23 protein-coding genes and 1 other annotated feature are annotated in these 23,876 nt (G+C 36.2%); of the genes, 15 read left to right on the top strand and 8 right to left on the bottom strand.

Going from position 1 to position 23,876, the window contains the following annotated elements; genetic code table 11:
- Nucleotides 1-2: 2 nt before the first annotated feature.
- From AN964_RS24080 to AN964_RS24055, 6 genes are all read left to right on the top strand, one after another.
- Nucleotides 3-782: an ABC transporter ATP-binding protein gene (locus AN964_RS24080; protein WP_055742316.1), complete on the top strand. Its 780-nt coding sequence runs from the start codon at nt 3-5 to the stop codon at nt 780-782.
- A gap of 2 nt (nt 783-784) precedes the next feature.
- Complete coding sequence (locus tag AN964_RS24075) at nt 785-2,416, top strand: hypothetical protein (RefSeq protein WP_055742315.1); 1,632 nt, start codon at nt 785-787, stop codon at nt 2,414-2,416.
- Nucleotides 2,417-2,760: 344 nt separating this feature from the next.
- Nucleotides 2,761-3,477 (top strand): DUF8832 domain-containing protein, encoded by a 717-nt coding sequence (locus tag AN964_RS24070; RefSeq protein WP_244885905.1) that lies wholly within the window; start codon nt 2,761-2,763, stop codon nt 3,475-3,477.
- Nucleotides 3,478-3,909: 432 nt separating this feature from the next.
- Entirely contained in the window at nt 3,910-4,485 is a 576-nt protein-coding gene (locus AN964_RS24065) for a DeoR family transcriptional regulator (RefSeq protein ID WP_055742313.1), read from the top strand.
- 28 nt (nt 4,486-4,513) lie between these two features.
- Nucleotides 4,514-6,133, top strand: coding sequence for a copper resistance CopC/CopD family protein (locus AN964_RS24060; protein ID WP_055742312.1), 1,620 nt, complete (start codon nt 4,514-4,516; stop codon nt 6,131-6,133).
- Between the two features lie 13 nt (nt 6,134-6,146).
- A complete protein-coding gene (locus tag AN964_RS24055; protein WP_055742311.1) occupies nt 6,147-6,794 on the top strand; it encodes a YcnI family copper-binding membrane protein in 648 nt (215 codons plus the stop codon).
- A 36-nt stretch (nt 6,795-6,830) separates the two neighbouring features.
- Here the strand turns inward: AN964_RS24055 and AN964_RS24050 are convergent, their stop codons facing one another.
- Complete coding sequence (locus tag AN964_RS24050; RefSeq protein ID WP_055742310.1) at nt 6,831-7,769, bottom strand: alpha/beta hydrolase; 939 nt, start codon at nt 7,767-7,769, stop codon at nt 6,831-6,833.
- A 464-nt stretch (nt 7,770-8,233) separates the two neighbouring features.
- Here AN964_RS24050 and AN964_RS24045 point away from each other — a divergent pair, with 464 nt between their 5' ends.
- The 3 genes from AN964_RS24045 (at nt 8,234) to AN964_RS24035 (ending at nt 11,321) form a co-directional block, all read left to right on the top strand.
- A complete protein-coding gene (locus tag AN964_RS24045; RefSeq protein ID WP_055742309.1) occupies nt 8,234-9,187 on the top strand; it encodes a GNAT family N-acetyltransferase in 954 nt (317 codons plus the stop codon).
- Nucleotides 9,184-9,996, top strand: coding sequence for a nucleotidyltransferase domain-containing protein (locus AN964_RS24040; RefSeq protein WP_055742308.1), 813 nt, complete (start codon nt 9,184-9,186; stop codon nt 9,994-9,996). The genes AN964_RS24045 and AN964_RS24040 overlap by 4 nt, the downstream gene beginning before the upstream one ends.
- Nucleotides 9,997-10,030: 34 nt before the next feature.
- Nucleotides 10,031-10,277: a binding site (T-box leader), on the top strand.
- 48 nt (nt 10,278-10,325) lie between these two features.
- Entirely contained in the window at nt 10,326-11,321 is a 996-nt protein-coding gene (locus AN964_RS24035; protein WP_055742307.1) for a tryptophan--tRNA ligase, read from the top strand.
- A gap of 185 nt (nt 11,322-11,506) precedes the next feature.
- Here AN964_RS24035 and AN964_RS24030 read toward each other — a convergent pair whose 3' ends face one another.
- Nucleotides 11,507-12,019, bottom strand: a complete 513-nt coding sequence (locus AN964_RS24030) for a hypothetical protein (protein ID WP_055742306.1) — start codon at nt 12,017-12,019, stop codon at nt 11,507-11,509.
- 136 nt (nt 12,020-12,155) lie between these two features.
- On the opposite strand from AN964_RS24030, the gene AN964_RS24025 reads away from it, so the two are divergent.
- Nucleotides 12,156-12,551 carry a VOC family protein gene (locus AN964_RS24025; RefSeq protein WP_055742305.1) on the top strand — a complete coding sequence of 132 codons (396 nt, stop codon included), beginning with the start codon at nt 12,156-12,158 and terminating at the stop codon, nt 12,549-12,551.
- 34 nt (nt 12,552-12,585) lie between these two features.
- Here AN964_RS24025 and AN964_RS25870 read toward each other — a convergent pair whose 3' ends face one another.
- Nucleotides 12,586-12,753, bottom strand: coding sequence for a DUF4083 family protein (locus AN964_RS25870; RefSeq protein ID WP_235950465.1), 168 nt, complete (start codon nt 12,751-12,753; stop codon nt 12,586-12,588).
- 476 nt (nt 12,754-13,229) lie between these two features.
- On the opposite strand from AN964_RS25870, the gene AN964_RS24020 reads away from it, so the two are divergent.
- On the top strand, nt 13,230-15,977 hold the full coding sequence (locus AN964_RS24020) for a dynamin family protein (protein ID WP_055742304.1): 2,748 nt from the start codon (nt 13,230-13,232) through the stop codon (nt 15,975-15,977).
- A gap of 223 nt (nt 15,978-16,200) precedes the next feature.
- On the opposite strand, the gene AN964_RS24015 is transcribed toward AN964_RS24020, so the two are convergent.
- Entirely contained in the window at nt 16,201-17,256 is a 1,056-nt protein-coding gene (locus AN964_RS24015) for a lactonase family protein (protein ID WP_055742303.1), read from the bottom strand.
- 235 nt (nt 17,257-17,491) lie between these two features.
- Here AN964_RS24015 and AN964_RS24010 point away from each other — a divergent pair, with 235 nt between their 5' ends.
- The 4 genes from AN964_RS24010 (at nt 17,492) to AN964_RS23995 (ending at nt 21,678) form a co-directional block, all read left to right on the top strand.
- Nucleotides 17,492-18,178, top strand: a complete 687-nt coding sequence (locus AN964_RS24010; RefSeq protein ID WP_235950454.1) for an IspD/TarI family cytidylyltransferase — start codon at nt 17,492-17,494, stop codon at nt 18,176-18,178.
- Between the two features lie 4 nt (nt 18,179-18,182).
- Nucleotides 18,183-18,938 carry an SDR family oxidoreductase gene (locus tag AN964_RS24005; protein WP_055742301.1) on the top strand — a complete coding sequence of 252 codons (756 nt, stop codon included), beginning with the start codon at nt 18,183-18,185 and terminating at the stop codon, nt 18,936-18,938.
- 22 nt (nt 18,939-18,960) lie between these two features.
- Nucleotides 18,961-20,277, top strand: a complete 1,317-nt coding sequence (locus AN964_RS24000; protein WP_055742300.1) for a CDP-glycerol glycerophosphotransferase family protein — start codon at nt 18,961-18,963, stop codon at nt 20,275-20,277.
- A gap of 177 nt (nt 20,278-20,454) precedes the next feature.
- Entirely contained in the window at nt 20,455-21,678 is a 1,224-nt protein-coding gene (locus tag AN964_RS23995) for a CDP-glycerol glycerophosphotransferase family protein (RefSeq protein WP_055742299.1), read from the top strand.
- 225 nt (nt 21,679-21,903) lie between these two features.
- On the opposite strand, the gene AN964_RS23990 is transcribed toward AN964_RS23995, so the two are convergent.
- From AN964_RS23990 to AN964_RS23985, 4 genes are all read right to left on the bottom strand, one after another.
- Nucleotides 21,904-22,092: an aspartyl-phosphate phosphatase Spo0E family protein gene (locus tag AN964_RS23990; protein ID WP_055742298.1), complete on the bottom strand. Its 189-nt coding sequence runs from the start codon at nt 22,090-22,092 to the stop codon at nt 21,904-21,906.
- Nucleotides 22,093-22,571: 479 nt separating this feature from the next.
- Nucleotides 22,572-22,727, bottom strand: coding sequence for a YjcZ family sporulation protein (locus AN964_RS25865; RefSeq protein ID WP_083489538.1), 156 nt, complete (start codon nt 22,725-22,727; stop codon nt 22,572-22,574).
- Between the two features lie 33 nt (nt 22,728-22,760).
- Nucleotides 22,761-22,850, bottom strand: a complete 90-nt coding sequence (locus AN964_RS25860) for a YjcZ family sporulation protein (protein ID WP_083489537.1) — start codon at nt 22,848-22,850, stop codon at nt 22,761-22,763.
- Nucleotides 22,851-23,097: 247 nt separating this feature from the next.
- Entirely contained in the window at nt 23,098-23,706 is a 609-nt protein-coding gene (locus AN964_RS23985; protein WP_055742297.1) for a nucleotidyltransferase family protein, read from the bottom strand.
- Between the last annotated feature and the right edge of the window lie 170 nt (nt 23,707-23,876).

The raw sequence follows: 23,876 nt of genomic DNA, 5'->3' as shown, positions 1-23,876 counted from the left end.
TAATGGGAGAAGAAGTTTTAAGTATACATGATTTACGAAAAAATTACGGATCAAAAGAAGTATTACAGGGAATTAATCTCACCGTTGAACGAGGAGAGATTATTGGATATATAGGGCCAAATGGTGCTGGAAAAAGTACGACGGTAAAACTCTTGTTGGGCATTGAAGAGGGATATTCCGGTGAAATTAAGATTTTTGGAAGGGATATATCTGATGGAAATATAGATTACAAGAGAAGAATTGGATATGTGCCTGAAATTGCGGAAGTATATGATAATTTAACAGGACAGGAGTATTTAACTTTTATCGGTGAGCTTTATGGGCTGGATTGTGACCTTGCAGATTATAAGGCTAAAAGTTTAATGGAATTATTCGGTGTAGGCGAAGTGTACCATTCTCGAATTGCCTCATACTCAAAAGGAATGCGGCAAAAACTTCTTATTATTTCAAGCATGCTGCATAATCCGGATATTTTATTTTTAGATGAACCGATCAATGGATTAGACGCAAATAGTGTCATGATATTCAAGGAAATATTAGTTCAGTTGGCTGCACAGGGAAAGACAATCTTTTACTCCTCCCATATCATGGATGTTGTGGAGAAGATCAGCAGCCGAATTATTCTGCTTCATGGCGGAAAAATTGCTGCGGATGGCAGCTTTGCGGAGCTGAAGGATCAAAATATGGAAGGAACGTTGGAGGAAATCTTTAATCAGCTAACTGATTTTCATGAACATAAGGATATTGGTACGAGATTTGTCTCTGTCGTACAAGAGGTGTAGAGATGAGGGATATTAGAACATTAAAGTTTTTAGACAAATTTAGCGGTCTATTCCAAAAGTTTGGTGTCGATTATCCCGCCATGAGAAAAATACTGCAAGTCAAACTTATCATGGATCAGAGAAGGGTACCGACCATCTTTAGCCAAGGGGCGCAAAGTAAGAAAAAGAAAGCGGGAGACGATGGAAATGGGTTTTTAAAATCCCTTTGGTTGTATGCCTTTTTTGGACTACTCACAATCCCGTTTATTGTTCTCGGCGAAAATTATCTTTTTCAAATGAGTATTATGTTTGGCTTTGTTATGTTTATCGTCATGACATCGATGATCTCCGATTTTTCTTCTGTTTTACTCGATATTCGCGATAAGAATATTTTACATACAAGGCCAATTGATAAGAAAACAATCAGTGCAGCCAAGATGATGCATGTATTCATTTACTTGTTCTATTTAACAGGATCTATCGTTGCAATTCCATTGATTGTAGGACTTTTTAGACATGGGATTATCTTTTTCTTACTATCTATTATTCTTATCATATTAATGGAAGCATTCATACTAGTAATAACGGCATTGATTTACATGTTAATTTTAAAATTCTTTGATGGGGAAAAATTGAAGGATATTATAAATTACGTCCAAATTGGGTTATCATTTTCCATCATGATTGGCTATCAAGTGCTGGGAAGATCATTCGAGTTTATCAATTTTCATGTGGTACTCACTCCAAAATGGTGGCAGGTGTTTATTATCCCGATGTGGTTTGGAGCACCATATGAACTGATTTTAAACGGACATTTTGATTCTTTTTACGTGCTATTCTCTATTCTGGCTATTGTTGTTCCAATTATCGCCTTTTTCATCTATTTGCGGTTAGTCCCGGCTTTTGAGAAAAATCTGCAAAAGCTTGCCACGCATAGTGTGAAAAAAGAAAAGAAACGAAGCAAATTAGAAAGCAGCTTCATCAAAATGATATGTTCAGGAAAAGAAGAACAGGCATTTTTCCGCTTTGCCAGCCTGATGATGAAAAATGAAAGGGATTTTAAGCTGAAGGTCTATCCATCATTAGGGTTCGCGATCATTTTGCCTTTTATATTTTTGTTTAATAGTCTTAGAGACGGCGGATTTTCCAGTATCTCCTCTGGAAAAGGATACTTAACAATTTATTCTACGATGATCATTATTCCAAGTGTCATCACCATGCTTAAGTTTTCTGGAAAATATAAAGGTGCATGGATATATAAAGCATTGCCCCTTGACCATCTATCCCCATTATTTAAGGGAACATTGAAGGCGTTTTTGGTACGTCTCTATCTTCCATTGCATTTGGTGCTTTGTATTTTATTTATCGCCATTTTTGGAGTAAGGGTAATCCCAGACCTTATTTTGGTATTTTTAATTTCTGCTTTTTATTCGATAGTTTGTTTTATCATCCTGAAAAAAGTCATTCCATTTTCGGAAAGCTTTGAATCGGTTGGGCAAACAGAGAGTTGGAAAATCTTTGTTTTGATGATCCCAATTGCCATTTTTGCCGTGCTGCACTATTTAAGCACCTTGGCAAGCTTTGGTGTGTATATCTACATTTTTATTATGTTGGTTGCAAACCTTTTTCTTTGGAAGAAAAGGATACGTGCCTAACCATTTTTTGGTGGCACGTTTATTTTCATGCAATAATCCAATAAGTTATTCCAAAAATGATTGCTGCAACAGAGGTTAATATTAAAATGGATAGCAGATACCCATTAAACTAGGCTTAGATATTAGGGACTGTATTTCCTGCGGTACTTTTTTATAAAAAATAAATATGAATTTTACATTGCAAATGTTCAACATTATAATGTTAATGGATAAAAATATAAAATTAGGAAGGAGAATAACAACTGAAAAAGTATCTCATTTCTATTTTGCTCGTTGTAACGGTTGTCTTGTCTGGATGTGGAGGTGCAGTAAATGTTCCTATGTCACAAATGGAACATAAGGGCATGAGTTCGATGCAAGGGAAAGTGACACCTACGGAAGCTGATTGGACAACCCCTAAGGAAATTAAACCAAATCAGGAATTCCCTATTTCTATTTTAATTAAGGATAAGAAAGGGAAACCGATACCGAAATTTGATGTAGTTCATGAAAAATTAATGCATATGATTATTGTAAGTAAAGACCTATCTTATTTTTCCCACATTCACCCCGAGTATAAAGGGAATGGTGAATTTGATATCAAGACCTCCCTTCCAGCAGCTGGTGACTATAATATCATTACAGAGTTTACACCAAAAGGCTCGGAGGATAATGGTTTGCAAAGACATTGGATTCATGTGGAGGGAGTTGCTCCCGCGCAAGAATCGATTGAACCGGACAAACATATGACAAAAGTGATTGATGGGAAAAAAGTGACCCTTTCCTTTGATCATATTATGGCAGGCATGGACTTAGATATGAAGTTTACAATTCGTGATGCCAAAACAAATAAGCCAATCACCAACTTAGAGCCTTATATGGGGGCAATGGGTCATGCCGTTGCGATAAGTAAAGATTTAAAAGAATATCTACACATCCATCCAATGCCGTCAAAAAAACAGGGTCCAGATGTAACATTTATGGTCTATTTCCCGAAAAAAGGTGTCTACAAAATCTGGGGACAATTTCAATATGAAGGAAAAGTGTTTGTAGCTCCATTTGTAGTGAAAGTGGATATGTAAAGAAAGAAGCTATGCTTAATAGGGTATAGCTTTTTTTGATGAGGAAATTTGCTACGAACGTGATATGCCTAAAAAACAGAGTTACGCGTAAAAACTTTAAAAACGTGCCCAGTATCAAGGTCAAGCATAGAAAATGGGAATAATAGTGATCGAATCGTACCCAAATCCGTGACAGCGAGGAGAAGAAAAGAGGCAATTTGGTGAAGGCAATAGGAATCCAGTAGAAAATCGTGCAGGAATAGGGTGTATTTGATACCTGAAAACCTTCCCACGTTCATCTTATGGTAACAAATCCTGCTCTGCCTTACTGTTTTCGTCACTATTTCGTCTGAAAAAATACAACATTTTTTCACAAATAGTCACATATAATAGGTTGATATTCCAATTGGAAACAAGTAGTGTATAGGAAGAACCGATATAGGAGGTTTTTAAATGTTACCCGCAGAAAGACAACAGCAAATATTAAAATGGCTGGAGAAGGAAAAAACAGTTACAGTGTCTGAACTAAGTAAAAGGCTTGATGTATCGGAAATGACAATCTATCGAGATATTAAGCCGCTAATTGATCAAAATAAAATATTAAAGACATCTCGTGGTATTTCATTTATTCAAACATCACCTATCCTCTCGCAAAATTGTACATACTGTTATAAAGATGCAAACACCAGACATAGTGTGCAATTAATTAAAATAGATCAAACTATTGAACATAACTGTTGTCCACACTGTGGCCTACTTCGGTACTCGGATATTGAAGACCAGGTTTCACAAATCATTTGTAAGGACTTTTTAAGCGGGACGACCATTAGTGCAAAAATCGCCTATTACCTAATCGGTGCTGATTTTCATATGAATTGCTGCAAACCACAAGCCATTGTATTTGAATCTTACAAACAAATAGAACAGTTTCAAAAGGGCTTTGGAGGTTCCATTTTTACCTTTGAAGAGGCAATTTCGGAATTGAAAAGACGGATGAAGAATCCGCATTCGGATCATTGTTCTTCATAAGTTGGAATAATATTGGGGGGAACAATTGATGAAAATAAATAAATTTTTTACTTGGTTCTTATTTGTATCAATCCTATTAATATCTTTACCGCATACATCATCTGCACATGCCTATATCGTAAAATCCACACCAGCAGAAGACGAAGTGTTGGAAAAATCACCTTCAAAAGTCAGTATTCAATTTGATGAGGAAATCCAGCCTGCCTTTCGGTCACTAAAGGTATTGGATCAAACGGGTAAAAGAGTGGATCGGAACGATGCCCATATCAATAAAAAGAACAAAACGATTCTAGAAGGAAATTTGAAATCCAACTTAGGGGACGGTACCTACACCATTCAATGGAATATTATTTCAAGTGATGGACATCCCGTTAATGGAACAATACCATTCCAAATTGGCAATGCGGGAAAAAGTGTCGGGCAAGCTGCCGCTGCTACATCCGGTTATACGCCACATGCGGATATGATCGTCATTCGCTGGTTATTTTATATTAGTTGTTCATTATTTGTCGGTGTTCTCTTTTTCTCTTTATTTGTTTATAAGGGAAAATCATTGTACTTTTCCAACAAGGTCTACCGAATTTTGCGTTATTCTATCTGGGGATTGTTCCTAAGTATTGTGCTAAGTCTTCCGCTTCAGACTACGATAGACTCCGGGTTATCATGGACAAACGCCATTCATTTTTCCTTGTTAATGGAAACCATTAAAGATACAAAATTTGGCCATATATGGCTGGTACAAATAGGACTAATGATTATTTTATCTTTCATTACCTATTTATTCATCCATTCTAAAGGAAAAAAACAAATGGCATATGCAGGAATCATAGCGCTGTTTGCCATCTTAGTTTCGAAATCCTTTATAGGACATGCAACGACCTTTAAATATCAATCAATTGGGATAACAATAGATTTTCTGCATATGGCTGCAGCAGCACTTTGGATAGGAAGTTTATTAGCGATTATTTTCCTTCTTCGAAAAAAAGAGGATGAAACATCTTATTGGTCCTCTATCCAACAATATTCGTATTGGGGTGCAGCATTTGTCGCCATTATCGTAGCAACGGGAATGTATGAAAGCTTTCAATTTATCCCGACATTTAATGCTCTTTTCCATACATCGTATGGTCAAATCATTATCGCGAAGATTGTTCTTTTATTATTCATGATAGGATTCGCACTTTTTAACTTTTTAAGAGGAAAAAGCAAAAAGAAAGCATTGGGACCATCCATATGGATTGAATTTGGCGTAGGTGTCATTGTCTTCATTCTTGCAGCGTTCCTAACCAACTTACCGACAGGACTTGCTGCACCAGGGGATGTACAACAAACGACAGTCACAAAGGATGGATATTCCATCACTCTTCATATTACGCCAAATAAAATAGGTAAAAATGAGTTCAAGGTTGATATTCTTCGAAAAGGGAAACAGGTCCAAAATCTTGATCAAGTATCGTTATCCCTAATATGTCTTGATATGGATATGGGGGAAAACAAAGTCCAATTTAATCGTAACGATCTGCAAGAGAATAAGCCGGTAACTGGAGTTCTAAGTATGGCAGGGCGCTGGAAAATTCATGTTCACGGTTTAACGGATTCACTACAAAATATTGATGCAGACTTTACCATTACAGCGGGGAGTCAGTAAAGGAGAAAAGAAAATGAAAAAATTTATCAAAAAATTAACCAAAGTCACTTTGCCAACAATCGCCGGCTTATTTTTATTCGCTGGCATAGCAAGTGCGCATGTTACGGTAAAACCAAATGTTTCTGCACCAGGTGCTTGGGAAACGTATACGATTAAAATTCCGGTTGAAAAAGAAATTCCAACTACAAAAGTAACCTTGAAAATTCCAAATGGGGTAGAGTTCCAAGAATATCAGCCCGTACCAGAGTGGAAAGTTACAACAAAGAAAGACACATCTGGAAAAGTAACAATGGTCACATGGGAAGCAACTGGAGATGGGATTCAACCTGGCCAATTTCAACAATTCAACTTTGTTGCGAAAAACCCTGATAAAGAGGGAAGTGCAGCATGGGATGCTTATCAATATTATAAAGACGGGTCAATTGTAGAGTGGACTGGAGATGAAAAATCCGACACACCACACTCCATTACATCTATTACAACAGCTCAACCAAATGTAAGTGGGGCAACTGCAAATAATCATCACGCTGACAATAAGGTAAAAGAAGACACTTCAAAAACAGAATCAGAAGAATCTAATTCAACACCAATTATTCTTTCTATTGTGGCTTTAGTTATTGCGGTAGTTGCTCTTATAGCATCACTTCGTAAAAAGAAATAATGAAAAAGAACGGCAATCAAATGGTTGATTGCCGTTTTATTTTAAAAACCTCAATTGTCTTAAAATCCAATTATATACGGCATTAAACACATCCTGCCTATTAATCTCATTTAACATCTCATGCCTGCCTTCTTTAAAAAAAACACTATCAATATTTCTCAATCCATTTCGTTTATACTGATCAATAACTTTCAGGACCCCTTTTGATCTTCTGCCAACCGGATCTTCCTCTCCGCTAAAAATAAACATTGGCAAATCCTTGGGAATAAATTGAATAAGCTGGTTCTGATGAATCCTTTCCATCCCAGTAAGAAGATCATAGAAAAATCCGGCACTGCAAACGAACCCGCAATAAGGATCCTTCATATATTTTTCTACTTGGTGAGGATCATTACTTAACCAGTCAAACTCCGTTTTCGGTTGTTCAATATTTCTGTTGTAGTTCCCGAATGTTAACCGATTCATGAGTGGGCTTGGTGTTTTCGGACCGTTTTTCCGCATCTCCCTTTTAGCAATGCTCTTTCCGACTTTCCCAAGCAACCCAGCATTGCCGCCTGTTCCTGAAATAATAACACCGTTAATAGAATCTGCATATTTTTGTATATACCTTCTTGCCAAAAAAGATCCCATGCTATGCCCGAACAAGAATATCGGTGTGCCTGGATATTCTTTTTGTATTACCTTATTAATCTCATAAAGATCATCCACCACCCGCTCAAAACCATCTTCATCAGTGAAATATCCATGAAGCCCCGCCCGTTCCCCCGTTTGACCATGTCCGCGATGATCATTGCCAAATACAAAAATTCCATTAGAAACTAAAAAACTGGCAAATTCATCATATCTTTCAATATGTTCCGCCATTCCGTGTGATATATGGATAATGGCTTTGGGGATTACATCTTCTGCTTCCCATTTTTTTAAATAAACTTCTGTCTGATCATCCATTCGAATCCACTCTGATGATATCTTCATGCCTTCCCACCCTTTGTGTTCAACTGTTAAAGAAATTATACGAGAAGATAGTGCGTCGGAACAATAAAAAAAGTCGTGAAAAAATAATTAAAGGGGTACATACAAATTGTGAACTGGTCACATAAACGAGGGAAAAGGCAGGATTAATTTCGAAACAGGGAGCGGAAAAATGAACGGGGAACATAAAAAGGAGAGCGGTCTCATTCAGAAGAAAAAGGGTCACATAAACTAGTAAAAGGGTAGCATGAATTTCGCAACAGGGAGCGAAAAAATGAATAGGGAACATTAAAAGGAGAAGGGGTCCCATTCAGGAGAAAAGAGGTCACATAAACTAGCCTAAGGGTCACATTAACTTAAAAACAGGGAACAAATAAATAAACTGGAGAATTATAGAAATGAATAAACAAGTACGCTAGAATATCAGTATATTCTAAAATTTATAGACCGAGAGAGATGAATGATGAATGACTGCCACAAGCATTAGGTTATTTCAAAACGAAGATACTGATAAAATCGTTCAACTGCTAAATGAAAATGCCGAACATCTTCAAACAAAAGCAACTACAACGATCGAAGAATTCAACCAGTTTTTAGACGAGCCTGGAGAGGAAATCAGGGAAAATACATTTGTTGGATGGAATGGGGACCAAGTTATTGCCTATCAATCTTTATGTTTTGTAAGAAGTGATGAGTATATTAATGTGTATAGCTATGGAACCGTCCATCATCAGCATAGAAGAAAAGGGATTGGTTCTTTGCTCCTTAAGAATACGTTAAAATATTTAAACCAGCGTGCGGCGCAGGAAAAAAAGAAAATTATTTATAATCAAATGGTTACAGTGAATCAGGCCGGTCAGAACGAGTTAGCAGAGAAATTTGGATTGGAGAAGAATACGGACCTGTATTCTTATAAATGGACAAAATCCAATTCAGCTCCAAAACAACCTATTTTGCCAAATGGGTATCATTTTTTTACTCCAACACATAGAGATGCTAAGGACTGGGCCAAGATAGACAATGAAGCCTTCTCATGGCGAAAAAATAACGACGGGATGAATCCGGAAAATGTTATCTACGAATTTAATAGTTTAGAATTTTCACCAGATTACTATATTCTTTGCAAGAATGAAAATAATGATCCCATTGGCTTCATTTGTGGACGAGAAGAAGAACCACAGCATGCCGTCATTTCTACGTTAGCTGTTCGTCCATCTTATCAAGGGCAAGGGATTGGAAAAGCATTGCTTCATGAGGTGATCAAGAGAATGGTGGCACATAATATCCAGCAGATTCGCTTATCCGTAGATGCCAATAATCCCACCTCAGCGATTAACCTATATGAAAAATCAGGTTTTACAATGGATAACAGAATGATTCATTACTATTATGAAATAAATCCTATGAAGGAGGTTCTATGATACCGATAATCGTAAACAACTTGATAAAGGATTACGCTGAACTGCTTTATGAAAAACTGCCTAACACGATAGAGGGAGTCTATCTCCATGGTTCCATCGCGCTGAATGCCTTTGATGATTCCAGTGATGTAGATTTTTTAACGATAACCAAACGTCCATTATTGCAAGAGGAAATTCAAACATTAGAAAAAATTCATCAAATAATTGCAATGAGGTATCCGAAACCGGAATTAGATGGTATGTATCTCCAGCTGAATGAAATCGGTAAGAATACAGAAACGGGCTCTACTCCCTTTTACAATGGCGGAATAATGCATGCAACTGGTGCTTTTAATCAAAACCCTATTACATGGTGGGTTTTAAAACATTCTGGAATTAGAATTATTGGCCCTGCTATTGATCAGCTGAAAATTGGCGTAGAGCCAGAGGACTTCATTAAGTATGTTCATGCTAACATGAATTCTTATTGGAAAAATCGAGTGAGGAATTATAGAACTTTTGATTTCTCCGCGATTCCAGACGAGCTCATTGAAGCGGAAATTGAATGGGCTGTTCTTGGAGTGTTAAGGCAATTTTACACGATAAAAGAGCATGAAATTATTTCAAAACTAGGGGCCGGCAAATATGCACTGAACCACCTTCCGAAAGAATGGAATAATATTATCCAAGAAGCAATCAGAATTCGTGAAAAATCCGAGGTAAGCAGCTACCAATCCAACGAAGAAAGAATTTCGGATGCAGTAAACTTTTTATCCTTTCTTATTCAACATTGCAATGACTTGGTAGATGCGAATGGAGAGGTATTGTAATTTACAAATTTATTCTATATAATAATTAGTATAATGTAGAGCAATGATGAAGAAGAGTAAGCTTGAGAAACACTTAAGAGAGCTGATGGCTGGTGAAAATCAGTGTGTGACTTTTGCTGAATGGGCTTCTGAGCTTCCTAACTGAAATAATAGTAGGTTGGGCGGATCGGTCTTACCGTTAAAAGAGACAACGCATCGAAATAATATTTCCGTGCGGTAAAGTGCGCTTACTTTAGAAGGTAAGCGAATTAAGGTGGCACCACGGGCTTCCCGTCCTTTTTAGGATAGGGGGGCCCTTTTTGTGTTTTGAAAAGATAGGAGGATATATAATGAAGACAGTATTAACAGGCGTAAAACCAACGGGAAAGATTCATTTAGGAAATTATATCGGGGCAATTAAGCCAGCATTGCAATTGGCATTAAATCCAGATTATCAGCCGATTTATTTTGTTGCAGACTACCATGGTTTAACGAAAACGCAAAATGCAGAGGAAATGCAAAAACTATCTACAGGTGTGGCATCCGCATGGTTAGCGCTCGGACTTGATCCGGAGAAGGTTATTTTTTACCGTCAATCTGATATTCCAGAGATTTTTGAGCTTTCATGGGTATTAGCATGCTTTTCACCAAAAGGACTAATGAATCGTGCCCATGCCTATAAATCGCTGGTAGATCAAAATAAGCAAGCAGGCAAAGAAAGCGATGACGGCGTAAATATGGGGCTCTTCACATACCCAATTCTAATGGCTGCGGACATCTTAATGTTTCATACAGATATTGTCCCTGTTGGAAAAGACCAAATTCAGCATGTAGAAATCGCACGTGATATCGCGGAATATTTTAATAAAAATTATGGAGAGACATTCACATTACCTGAATTTAAAGTGGAAGAAGAAACAGCCGTTTTGCCGGGGCTTGATGGCAGAAAAATGAGCAAGAGCTATAACAACACCATTCCTTTGTTTGAAGATGCTGATACATTATATAAATTAATAAAAAAAATCAAAACGGATTCTACTCCGCCGAATGAGCCTAAGGATCCAAATCAATCGATTATATTCGAGCTTTATAAGGAATTTGCATCCCCTGAAAAAATCCAAAAGCTAAAAGAAGCCTATGCAAATGGAATCGGCTGGGGAGATGCTAAGAAAGAACTATTTGATGTCATGAATTCCTATTTAGAAGAACCGCGTGAAAAATATCATGAACTAATGGCAAATCCAAAAAAGGTAAATGAAATACTGTTGTCCGGTGCAGAACAAGCAAGGCAAAAAAGTATTCCATTTATGAAAGAAATACGCAGAAAAATTGGTTTAATGAATTAAGATTTCCATCAAAGCGGGTCGATGTTGCTTAATATGTAAATCGAACCCGCCAATTTTTATTTTATAAAATTAGATTAAAAATCTTTTCCATGATTTGTACCATCACAGTACGTAGTCTTGTCAAAGTTTGGCAGTTTGTTAAATTTAGTAGCCGTAATATCATCGGAAAGATTTGTGAATATTATTCACTCCTTAAAAACATCTACTATTCGATCCGCCTTGATTCTTTTTTGGCATAATGATATTAGCTGATCAAAAAATGTTTCCACTTCATAACGGGATGTTGGAATAGGAATATGGATGTGGGTTGAACCAAAAAGTTGTTTAAAATAGGCTTTTCTTTCTTGGTTTTTCCCATCCCGTTTCAGTGGATTATACTTCCAAGTTATAACCTCTTTACCATCATCCTGTTCGATAATATTCTGCATCTCTGCTAAAGTCGTAGACTTGTTTTGTGGATAAATAACCAAGTAATAACGGTTATTTCGATGCCAATCTATAAATAATAAGTAATAACCTGATTCCTCTGGCTTAGAGAAATGATAACCGGCAATAATAGGTTTTCCATTCGTCCACTGATGGAATCCGTTGATAGTACCATTCACAATATTCATTTTCACAATATCATAAGACGTTTGATTGTTCATCATACAATCATCCACCTGTGCACAAATAAAAGCAGCCACTTTTTTCTCCATTCGTCCATCCCTCCTTTTTCAATATAATAAAAGGAATGCTTTGTTTTCAACATAAAAAAACTATATAATTTCCATAACAATTCTTAGCAGGAATTGCCGCTTACATACCAATTCAAAAAAACGGGGAGGTTTGTTTATGAAAAAAGTATATACCCGCCTTAATATTGAAAATTGCAAGGAAGCAATTGAATTTTATGCTCAAGTGCTAAATGGAGAAATTAAAAATGTTCAGCTTGCAGACGGTGTTGAAATGTTTAAAGGGCACGAGGGAAAATACATTCATGCCGAACTACATTTAAACGAACATTATGTTATTTACTTTAATGACATCTTTGGAAACGAGCCTGTAAAAGGAACCAATATTATCATGGGGCTTGATTTTGATAGAGAAGAAGAGTTGCGAAAGGTTTATGATGAGCTATCAAAAGAAGGAAAAGTGACAATGGAACTCCAAGATACATTTTGGAATGCCCTTTATGGAAAAGTAACCGACAAATACGGTATTCATTGGGAATTAAACTATCAAAGATAAGTGGGATGGAGGGGCAGGTCCCTTGTCCCGCTCTTCACTTCTCCTGATTTACCAAAATCTTATCCAGTTTTTCCTCTATTCTCCGAAGCTGCTCCATTTTAATTTCATGATTCTTTAAAAGTCTTCTGATGAATAATCCAAAGGAAATAAAAAATAAAACAACCAATAAGTAAACTATAACCACAGACAAATAGTCCGTCATAAACATATCAAACACCTCACTTATGTTCTCATTTACTTACGTATTCACATTAAGAAAGTTTCAGCAAAAATGAAACGGTGCCCCTTAATAAAAAGTATAAGTTTTTTATCAGATAATTTAATTTAACCAGATTAGTCTTTAACTAGCAGATTTCTACAATGTTATAAAACCGACACATTTCTGTAGTACAATTGAAAGGAAAATGAAATTTATCGCATATAGGACTTTGTTACAATAATAAGATAGAATTGGAGAAGTCTATATAAATACTCTTTTGCATTTAAGACTTAAATAAAGGCTCTTTTCATACTTTGATGCTTCATAATACCTTAGTAATATTGTCCTTATACAACTTTAGAATGGCTTGCTTTTTTGGAAAGTTGCCCTATCTAACATGTATAGGGGTATTTTAACGAGGATGTGAAAATCAAATAATTGCTATGAAAATCCTAACTAATGACACCGGGGGTTCAAAAATGACATTAGAGGAACAATTAATTAACAAAACGTATTACAAAGTAACCTATATGAACGGGCAGGAGGGAAAACATCCTATTCAGGTTCTGGGAGACGCTTATTTATTGGAACAGCAAAACGATCTTCCTGACCTCTCTTTTATTCGATATGCCCAAGGTGAAGTGTATTTTCAGTATAAAGATTTTGAAGCAGCAATTTTTAAATGGGAAAACATTCATAATGAACTGCAGCCGTGGGCTAGAAAAAATATGGCCGATGCTTATTTAGAGCTAGGTTTAGTTAAGGATGCGGAGGAAATATATCTTTCCATTCAACCGGAATCACCATCACCAACCCTTCATGCGGAGGTTTCCCTGCAATTATTTTCTTTGTACATGGATCAAGGAAATATTGACAAGGCGGACAAAGTACTGAAGGAAGTGGTTTCATTAAATCCTGACTATCCAAATGTAACAGAAATTGCTCGAAGGTTTTATGAAGAGCAAGAAAAAGTACAGGATGCTGTGGAGCTTGCAGTAAATGAAGCGATGCGTACGGACTCTTTAGAATGGTTCCAATTCGTGGGTGAATATGTGGAAAAAGGTTGGACAAAAACCTACAAGCCAGAGTATTTCAAGGATTTCATTAAATCCGTTCACCAAGTCGATCTAAAATGCTTTGAGCAAACAGTTGCATCCCTTTGGAAAAGCTTTAAAAAGGGAGATAGTTATTTAGAGTGGCTAAAGGTGCTTAATCATGTACTTTCTGAAATGGAAATCCATAAAAATGCAGTAATTTCTTCTTTATATAAAGAAGCTTATGTTGATTTAATTGAAGGAAATTATTATATAAAAGAAATATCAACTATTATTCCTGACCATTTAACAAATTGGCAAAGGGTATCAGTTGCAACTGACAAAATTTTTGCTGCTTCCGCCATTTTAGCATGGAGTGAAATGTTTCCTTCCAGCATAGATTTAGGAGTAATCAGTGATGCTGAGTACAATATTTGTCATACAGAAAAACTTGATAATGTTTTATCGTATTGTTTAAAGCTATATAACTCTATAGCTGAATGGGCTAGAAGTCATGAGTTGGAAGTTGGACAAAAAATGAAATGGATGGTTCAACAATTGATGGATAGTAACGTTCAGCATCTGATGATAGCGGGACCAACCGGAAATGGAAAATCATCCTTTATTAATTCCGTTCTTGGCGAAAATATTTTGAAACCATCTACCTCCTCGATTGTTGTTTTTAAAGATAGTGATGCAGTAGATATTCACGAGATTACAGATACAACCATCAAACGAGTGGAGGATATTTCTGATTTTCAGCAAATAACAGCTTCTCAGCTCCATACAAAGGTAATCGAATTTGGTTTACCTTGCGACTTTTTCTATAAAAATGGGATAGCTTTTATTGATTCTCCAAGTTTTCAAGGAAATGCAAAGACAAGAAACGAATTTTTCCATTATTTGCAGTTAGCAGATAGCCTTATATTTGTATTAAATGCAAGTGTACCATTTACAGATAAAGAATGTGACATCCTATTGCAAATACAAAAATTTGCTCCAAGTCTCCCGATTTATTTCGTATTAAATAAAATTGATACGATATATGGTGAACATGAGGCTAATCGAATTATCGAGGAAACCGAGTCGCGTCTATCAGAATATTTTCCATCTGCGAAGGTATTTCCGTACTCTTCCGTCTATGACAGCGGGGATCAATTAGACCAATTGGCAGAATTTGTAAAGGCTGACAATGATCATGAAGCTCTTCAGCAAGGACGTACAGAGAAACTATTATTCTTGATTCGTCAATTGATTACGGAACTTTTGGAAAGACGGGTAAAAATGGAAACAGATATTGTGAATTCCATCAGCTGGAATGAGGATATTGCCGGCAGGTTAACAGGAGCGCTCCATCAACTGAAGGATCTGGAAGGGGAAAAAATTCAGCATATCCAAACAGAATATCAAATGATGGAAGAGGAGATAAGGAATGAAGTAATTAATACCATTCCAACCATTTTGAAAGGCTGCACAGACTTTATAAAAGAAGACAGCGATTTCCGTCATTTTCACAGTGAGCTGAACGATGAAATGAATAATCGTGTGCAGGACTATCTCCACAATGATATTCTGCCTAAATATTACGAGCTCTTGAAAAAATGGATTGCCAATACTAATGGTGAATTCAATCAATGTAAGGAATATTTAGATGAAATGTGTGAAAGTTTAAATCGTCTATATGGGGAAGATCGTTTAAAATTGGAATTTGATTTCCGTGTAATCGACGATTGGAGCCGTGACGCCGACAGAATGACCAATGCGGTACGTCTGGAAAAAATAAATATTTTATCAAAAAATACTCCGACTCAGCTATTATTAACAGGTGCCGGGAAGCTGTTTGGCGGAATGAAGCAAAACAGGTCCATGCTTTATAACAAATATAAAAGCATGGTGGATAGTGAAGACTACTATGAGGTAGCTGTTATTATTGCAAATAAATTCCTGCAGCAATTCGACTTATTTGAAAAAGGATTGGATCGAGACATATCCATGTTCTTCCATCATCCATTATCCGTTTTTGAACAGATAATAGCAGAAACATATGAAAAAATTCAAAGTCAAAATGATACACTGCAAAATTTACGTGCAAATCCGGAAAGTTACAAGGATCCAATCACATTGTTCGAGGTCAGATTAAGACAGTATGAGTGGATAAAAGATGTTGGGAAAGACGTTCAGCCTATTTATTAGGTTGGCGGGATGTCCTTTTATAATGAAAAAAGCAGCCAAATCAAAAAATTGGCTGCTTTTTTACATTGTTTAGCTTCAGCGCTTATTGGCTAGTGGATTTCTCCGTCTCCTCCCTACGATAACTCAACATCAGTACGTGAACTACCTCACTGTGTTTCCTTTATCTCGAGCCTGCAACCACGAAATCCATACGCCGATGGGAAAAGCGCTTCCGCTTTTCTATTTAGTAATTCAAAAACTTCACACAAACCGGATAAGGAACTGCCACATCGGATTGCAGTAAGGACAATTTTCCAGTTTCCGTATCACGCACATAGAGAACAAGATTTCCTGATTCTTGGTTGGATGCCACTAGGAATTTCTCCGTCGGATCCAGTATAAAATCTCTTGGCCAAGAACCTTCTGTAGAAGTATGCTCAATAAATGTGAGTTTTCCTGACTCTTGATTTATACTAAAAACTGCAATTGAATCATGTCCCCGATTAGCGGCATATACAAAGCGTCCGTCAGAAGAAACATGGATGGCGCTTCCTTGACTGTTCTCTGTAAAATCTTCCGGAATAGCAGAAATATATTGCAGTTCTTTAAAACTGCCATCTTCCTCATGATATTCTAAAGCAATAACCTCAGAGCTTAATTCGGTCATTAAATATGCATATTTCCCATTTGGATGAAACTCCAGATGTCTGGGGCCGCTGCCAGGTTTAACAGATAAACTGCTCACCTCTGTTAAATTTTCATCATCTAATTTGTAGGTAATCAATTTATCGATTCCTAAATCAACTACCACAGCATATTTTTCGTCGGGGGTAAAGCCGGAATAATGCGTATGAGGTTTTTCCTGTCTCTCCGAAGGGCCGGAACCTTGAAGTTCAATAACCGAATAAGCAGGATGAATGCCACCATCCTTATTTGTAAGATACGCTGAAATGTTGCCTTTATGGTAATTTGCAGATAAAACAAAATGATTGCCGCTGTCCACACTTACATGACAAGGTGAGGAGCCTGGAAGCAATTGAATATTTTTTCTTTCAAGTGTGCCTGAATTCTCAAGGATGGAATAGGCAGCAACTCCTCCTTGTTCTCCTTCTTTTATAACGGAATAAAGATATTGATTATCGTTGCTTATAGCTACATATGTTGGATTCTCAAGCTCTGCAGCTACCTTCACATCACTAATTTTTTTATTCTCGGTATCTAAGGTGAAGGAATAGATTCCTTTGCTATCACCTTTTGTATATGTACCAACAAAGCCTGTAAATTTATTATGACTACTCATCCTTTTTAAGCTCCTTTTGGATAGGCGTTGATTTTACTAGCTATTTGATAAGATTAACCAGCAAATCATGAACCTATATATTTCCTGATTATTATAACATATATGCTGCCAATTCATGATGGAAGTACCGATTTACGTTTTTGTTTCCATTAGAACCACTTTAATAGTATAATATTTTTCAAAGTTATTTGAATTTGCTCCATATTTTGAATTTACACAAGATGAGGTGAATTTTTTGAAGGAGTATAGTTTTATACTTTTATCAGGCGGCGTAGGAAAAAGAATGCAGCTTGATATTCCAAAACAATTTTTATTAATTGGTGGAAAGCCAATCCTGATCCATGCCTTAGAGAAAATTGATGTCATCGAGGAAATAAAGGAAATCATTATTCCATCACCAAAGGAATATATAGAAAAAACGGAAGAAATCATTTTTCATTATGGATTTTCAACTCCCATCCATTGTATAGAAGGCGGAGAAACCAGGCAGGAATCAGTTCATAAAGGGCTTCAGCAGACCAGATTCGAAAGCGTTATCATCCATGAGGCTGTAAGACCATTTGTAACGGTGGAGGAATTCAGAAAGTTACTTTATGTCGATGCGGAAAACGCGATTTACGGACAGGATATTCCATTTACGGTTTTAGAGGGAACAGAGTATATTGAAAATAATTTGCACAGGGATAGGCTCATAAATGTCCAATTACCCCAGAAATTTAATAAATCAAAATTGCTTTATGCACATGAATGCGCAAAAGAGGAAGGAAGGAACTTTACGGAAGATGCCAGCCTTTTCTTTCATTATTTTCATTCAAACATTAAAGTGCTAGCAGGAAGCGATTATAATATTAAAATTACGAAGCCAATAGACCGGAAAATAGCGGAAATTATTTATAAAGAATACATTTTATTGGAGGGGTAATGGGATGGCAAAAACATGCGTCATTACAGGTGCTAGCCGAGGTATTGGAAGGGCGATAGCAATTACTCTCAGCAAAAGGGAGGATATTGCAAATATTATTCTCATTTCCAGAACGAAAGAAGGCCTTGCGGAAACGGCTAATAAAATGAACAAAGAAAAGCATATTGAATGCTATGCAATGGACTTAACCAATTATCAGGATGTGGAAAAAGTCATTGCATCTGTAGGAAACAGATTTGGCACCATTGATTATTTATTAAATGTTGCTGGATACGCCAATCCCAAATCCCTCTTAGAAACCTCCATTGAAAATTGGGAAACTACTTATAAAGTGAATGTCCATTCTATTTTTTATATAACGAAAGAAGTAGTGAAGTTTATGAAGAGAACAGGAGGAAAAATCCTGAATGTTGCCTCTACCGCAGGCAGTTCTGCGCGACCTGGCTGGCTTGCTTATGCCTCTTCCAAAGCAGCGATCATTAGCATGTCGCAGACTTTATCGGAGGAATTATCAGAGTATGGTATTTTGGTATATTGTATTTCTCCGGGAAGATGTGCGACAGAGCTTAGAAGAATCCTTGCACCTGATGAGGATCAAAGCACTATTATGCAGCCGGAACATGTAGGCGAAGTTGTAGATCATTTGCTTTCTGACACGGGTATTTGTTTGGATGGACAAAATATTGTCGTTCGTAAGCAAGTTACAAAACCAATAAATCAAAGCATAAATAAGAAGGAACTAACAGAACAATCAATGTAAACAGCATAGAGAGGCGGTTACAATGCATTTCAATCAACAATTATTAAACATTATCCAAATTATTCTACTTGTAATGATTCTTCTATCTGTTAATAAAAACTTCAGTAAATGTAAGCTGTTGTTAAAGCGTTTCATTGTTGTATGCATTTACTATGCATCCAAATTATTTCCAAGATCGGAGAAAATCATTGTATTTGGTGCGGAAAATGGAATGGGGTTCCGGGGAAATCCAAAATATCTTTTTCTCGAGATGACAAAGAATCCGGAATATCGGTGTATTTGGATTTCTAAAAGCGGAAAGGTGGTAAAAGAACTGACAGATAGAGGGTACACTGCCTATAAGCATAATAGCTTAAAAGGAATCTATTATCAGCTAAGAACAAAGTTAGTAATTCATTCCCATTCGATTAATGATGATTTTTACAAGGTCTTTTTAGGAGGTGCAATCTCCTATCTCACGTGGCATGGTGTTGGATTAAAGAAAGTGTGGGGGGCACATAGCAAAACATTTTCCTATAAAATTCTCCATCATCCTAGTTTTATCAGACGCTTTTTTGGGAAATTCGTAATAAAAACAAATTCAGCAAAAATAAATTACGTTGTATCCACTAGTCCAAGGGTTTCATCCTATTATCCTGAAACCTTTTTAGTAGACAAGGAGAATGTCATTGAACTTGGCCAGGTAAGGAATGATATCTTTTTTCAAACGTCTGAAGAAGATGACAAGATTCCCGATTATATAAAAAAGAACAAGGTCATTTTGTATATGCCGACACATCGGAATTTTGGGAAATTAGATAAGCCTATTAATCTTGTCTTCGACTTTGAAAAGCTGGATAAGTTTTGTGAAAAAATGGGGTATATTTTTATTGTTAAAAGACATATGTACAGCAGCGGGAGTATTTCGAAAAAATATAAGCATATCATTGATGTCAGTGATAAATCCTATGATCCTCAGTTTTTATTAAAGTATGCAGATTTACTCGTAACCGACTACTCCAGCTGCTACACAGATTATTTATTACTTGACAGACCAGTTGTGTTTTATTGCTATGACTTAGAAATGTACTTGCAAAAATCAAATGAAATGTACTTTGACTATTTCGATGTAACTCCAGGGCCAAAGCCAAGTACGTTTCAAGATTTCCTTCAGTCATTGCAGGACATGATTGAGGATCATGCCATTTATCGAGAAGAAAGAGAACGGGTTTTAAATGTTTTTTATTCAAAGGAAAATCAAGAAATGGTTTTGGAAAAACAGGTGAATTATATTCACAACTATATTTTAAAGGGAAGTAAAACAAAAGTTCATGTCAAAGGCACGGATGCTTCTTTCTAAGGCTCTTTTCTTAAGCTTTGTTGCTTTTGTATATAAAAATCTCTTGGGTTCATAATGAATAAACTTTTATAAGAAAAGATGCCCCGAAACCAAGTCTGCTTAGGATTTATAACACATATGACGAAAAGCAACAATTAATGCAAAACAGCCCTTTCAAAAGAAAGGTAGGTGCCAATAATGTCTTATTTACGATTAATGCCGACCATTTTTGTAAAATATACGATGAAATGCGTCTATATGATTATTTGTCTGTTTTTTAAGGTGAACTCAAATAAAATTACCTTTGCATCCTATAGATCGGATAAACTCAAAGATAATTTATATTTCCTATGCAATGAGCTGCAAGCACAATATCCTAATTATCAATATCATTTTGTTTTTAAAAAGTTTCATAGTTCTTTTAGAGGGAAAATAGATTACTTTTTCCATTTATCAAGAGCTATTTATGAAATGGCAACCTCTAAATTTTTTATCATTGATGACTATTATTTTCCGGTATATGTGATCAGTCCAAGAGAGGGTACGGAAGTGATCCAGCTTTGGCATGGTTCCGGCGCTTTAAAAAAGTTTGGATTAAGTACAGTCGGAAAGCTTTATGGTCCAAGTGAAAAATACTTAAAGCATGTAAAAATTCATTCGAACTATGGAAGGGTATATGTTAGCTCCGCTGAGGTAGTCCCTTATTATAGTGAAGCTTTTGGGATGCCAGCAAAGCGAATTTATCCTCTTGGGGTACCAAGAACGGACTATTTATTTTCATCAGAAAAAAGAGAACACCTAAAGAAAACTTTTTATGAGAGGTATCCAGAATTAACTTGTAAAAAGCTTATTTTATATGCACCGACCTATCGGGGGAAAAGTCACTATCAAGAGGCATTTCAATGTCCGCTTAATCTCCGAATGATGAGGGAAAAGCTGTATCCTGATTATGCTTTACTCATTCACCTCCATCCCTATATGCAAAATGGCATAACCATAGAGGAAAAGGAAAAGAATTTTGTCTACCATATAAAGGATATCTTCACCATTCAAGAATTATTATCACTCGCAGATATTCTTATTACCGATTATTCAACGGTCTTTTTTGATTACAGCTTACTCGGCCGTCCAATTGCCTTTTTCGCAAATGATTTGGAGCAATATATCAGTGAGCGGGATTTTTATTATGATTACTTGGATATAATACCGGGACCATTTTTTACTAAGACAGATCAACTTACGGATTGGGTGGCAAAAGGAGAATTTGATTTAAAAAAGGTTGCCACCTTTCGAAACCGTTTTTTTGACTATATTGATGGGAAGGCAACGAAAAGAATTGTACGGCATTTGATGAGTGAAAATGCAATTCAACCAGTGGGGTATCAAAAGGATAATGGTGAGCCGGAAGAAGGAGCAATTTGATTGCTCTTTTTTTATGATTCATCGTGTTAATAATTAACACCCTTATAAGTAAGTGACACTTGAGTGATTATTCACATTGTGATGAAAAAAATAAAGAGGTTTTAAAAAATTTCATAAAAACTCCTGCGTAGAAATCAAAAATGAATAAGTATGATAATTAAATAATCATACTTGTTAACTTCTCTCCACACCAATTTAAGTGAATTTATTGTAGAAATCTCCTCATTATTCTTTAGAAGTTTCCCGAAATCCTTTCATTAAAGACTGATAAGCATAAATAAGCTTGTCCAATTCCTGACTATGAAAAAGGGTTTCCGGACTCCTAAGCCCTTTCTTCTCACCAATTTCCACCATTTGCTTTCGTAATAGATCAATTTGGACAGTTAAATCTAGCAGGTTGTAGTAGTTCTTCATTATGCCAACTCCTACTATAATGAAATTATCTCAGCAACTAGAGGATGTTAATCCGCTAATTGGTCCACATTAGTATCTTGAAGGATAATTACAAAAATTTCTATTTATGTATAAGAAAAAAATAAAATAGATACTAAAGTAATAGGACATATGTAATATTATGATAGATAATGGGTAAAAATGGAACCCTTTCGACAATGAAACTACCAATTTGACAAAATTCGATAACCTCTTTGTTAGAATACAAAAAAATTGTACCATCAAAAAAAGATGTAACAATGGTACGAGACAGTATTCATTTTATAAGCTATCGAGTTTGCCGGAGAACAAGGAATTATCGTTTAACTCAACTAATGACAGGGAGGCAGGAATATTTCATATTCTGTCCCTTGTATGTGGTGTAAAAAGGTGCTAACTAATAATATTAGTTAGCACCCTATGTTTTCTTTACATAGATTTTTTAGCTTAATAGTGGATATTTAAGCCCAGCAAACAGCTCCAATAATAATTAGAAGGATAAACAATACGACGATAAGCGCGAAACCGCCGCCATAACCGAATCCTCCTCCATATCCATAACCGCAGCCACCATATCCACCGTAGCCACCGTATCCGTATCCCCAACGACCAAACATAAAGATCCTCCTTTCAGAAAGGTTTACTTATAATTAGTAAACGTAAGCTGCTCCTACGATAATCAGAAGGATAAACAATACGACAATTAGTGCAAAACCTGCACCGTAACCTGCACCATCCACAATATCACCCCCATGGCTTATTCCTTAATAAACTATGTATGTTTCACGATTCTGGATTGGACTTCTCACATAAAAATTTTTTGCGAAAAGAAAATTAGTGATTACGACTAAGAAGAATTCCTTTTTAGGTATGATTCTTCACAAAAAAATAAAGAGATGGTTTTAACCTTCATTGTAGGATAACCCGTTTGGGGAAATTTTCGGCTTTTCACTAAAATGAAACACTTTATGCATTGTTAAGATAACGTCAATCACCCTCTATCATTAATCTCTGATAATCTTCAGGTGTATCGATGTCTTTAGGATATGGATATTCACTAAGACAATGAGATAAAAAACGGCGATTATTCCTGATTATGTCTTTCCCTCCTTTATCTCCATTGATGGATGCTAACTCACGAAAAAAATGTGAGCTGAAGAGAGTAGGATGACCAACAAAACCGTCGCGGTATTTCATTTGAATGATGCTCTTTTCATTTTTAGTTAAAAACTTCTGGAGAAAGGATTCACAAATATTTTGTATATCATCTGAATGCAGTTTCGGCTGATCACCAAGCAGGATAAGTGCTGCTTGGGCATCTGGAGGAAGGGAACGAATAGCCAAAGACAGGCTATACCCCATCCCGAGCTCAGGGTAGTGATTGTTGATTGGATCGCATGGAAAAGTGGAAACAATTCTTTTTAGTGGTACATTACTATCGGGGACAACGACTTTAACTCCTTCAAAAGGGAACAGAAAGGTGTTGGAAAGAATGTGTTCGATAATGCTAATTCCTTTCCAAGGTAGCAATAGCTTAGGTGTCCCCATCCTAGTAGACTGTCCACTTGCTAAGATTACTGCAAATATTCCTGTCATTGTACTTAAAATCCCCCCTAAACATAGTCATTTCTGTGGATCGAAAAGAAAAGTCAATTATTTTTTTATGTGTTGTATTTGCTGTATATTTCATCTTTCAATAATGCATTATTTAGTCTAAAAAATTCATTTTCATTACTTTATTAAATATATCCACCAATGATAATTAG

It is taken from the genome of Heyndrickxia shackletonii (assembly GCF_001420715.1).
Lineage (GTDB): Bacteria > Bacillota > Bacilli > Bacillales > Bacillaceae_C > Margalitia > Margalitia shackletonii.
The sequence above is the reverse complement of the archived record's forward strand: the minus strand, read 5'-3'. Positions and strand labels throughout refer to the sequence as shown.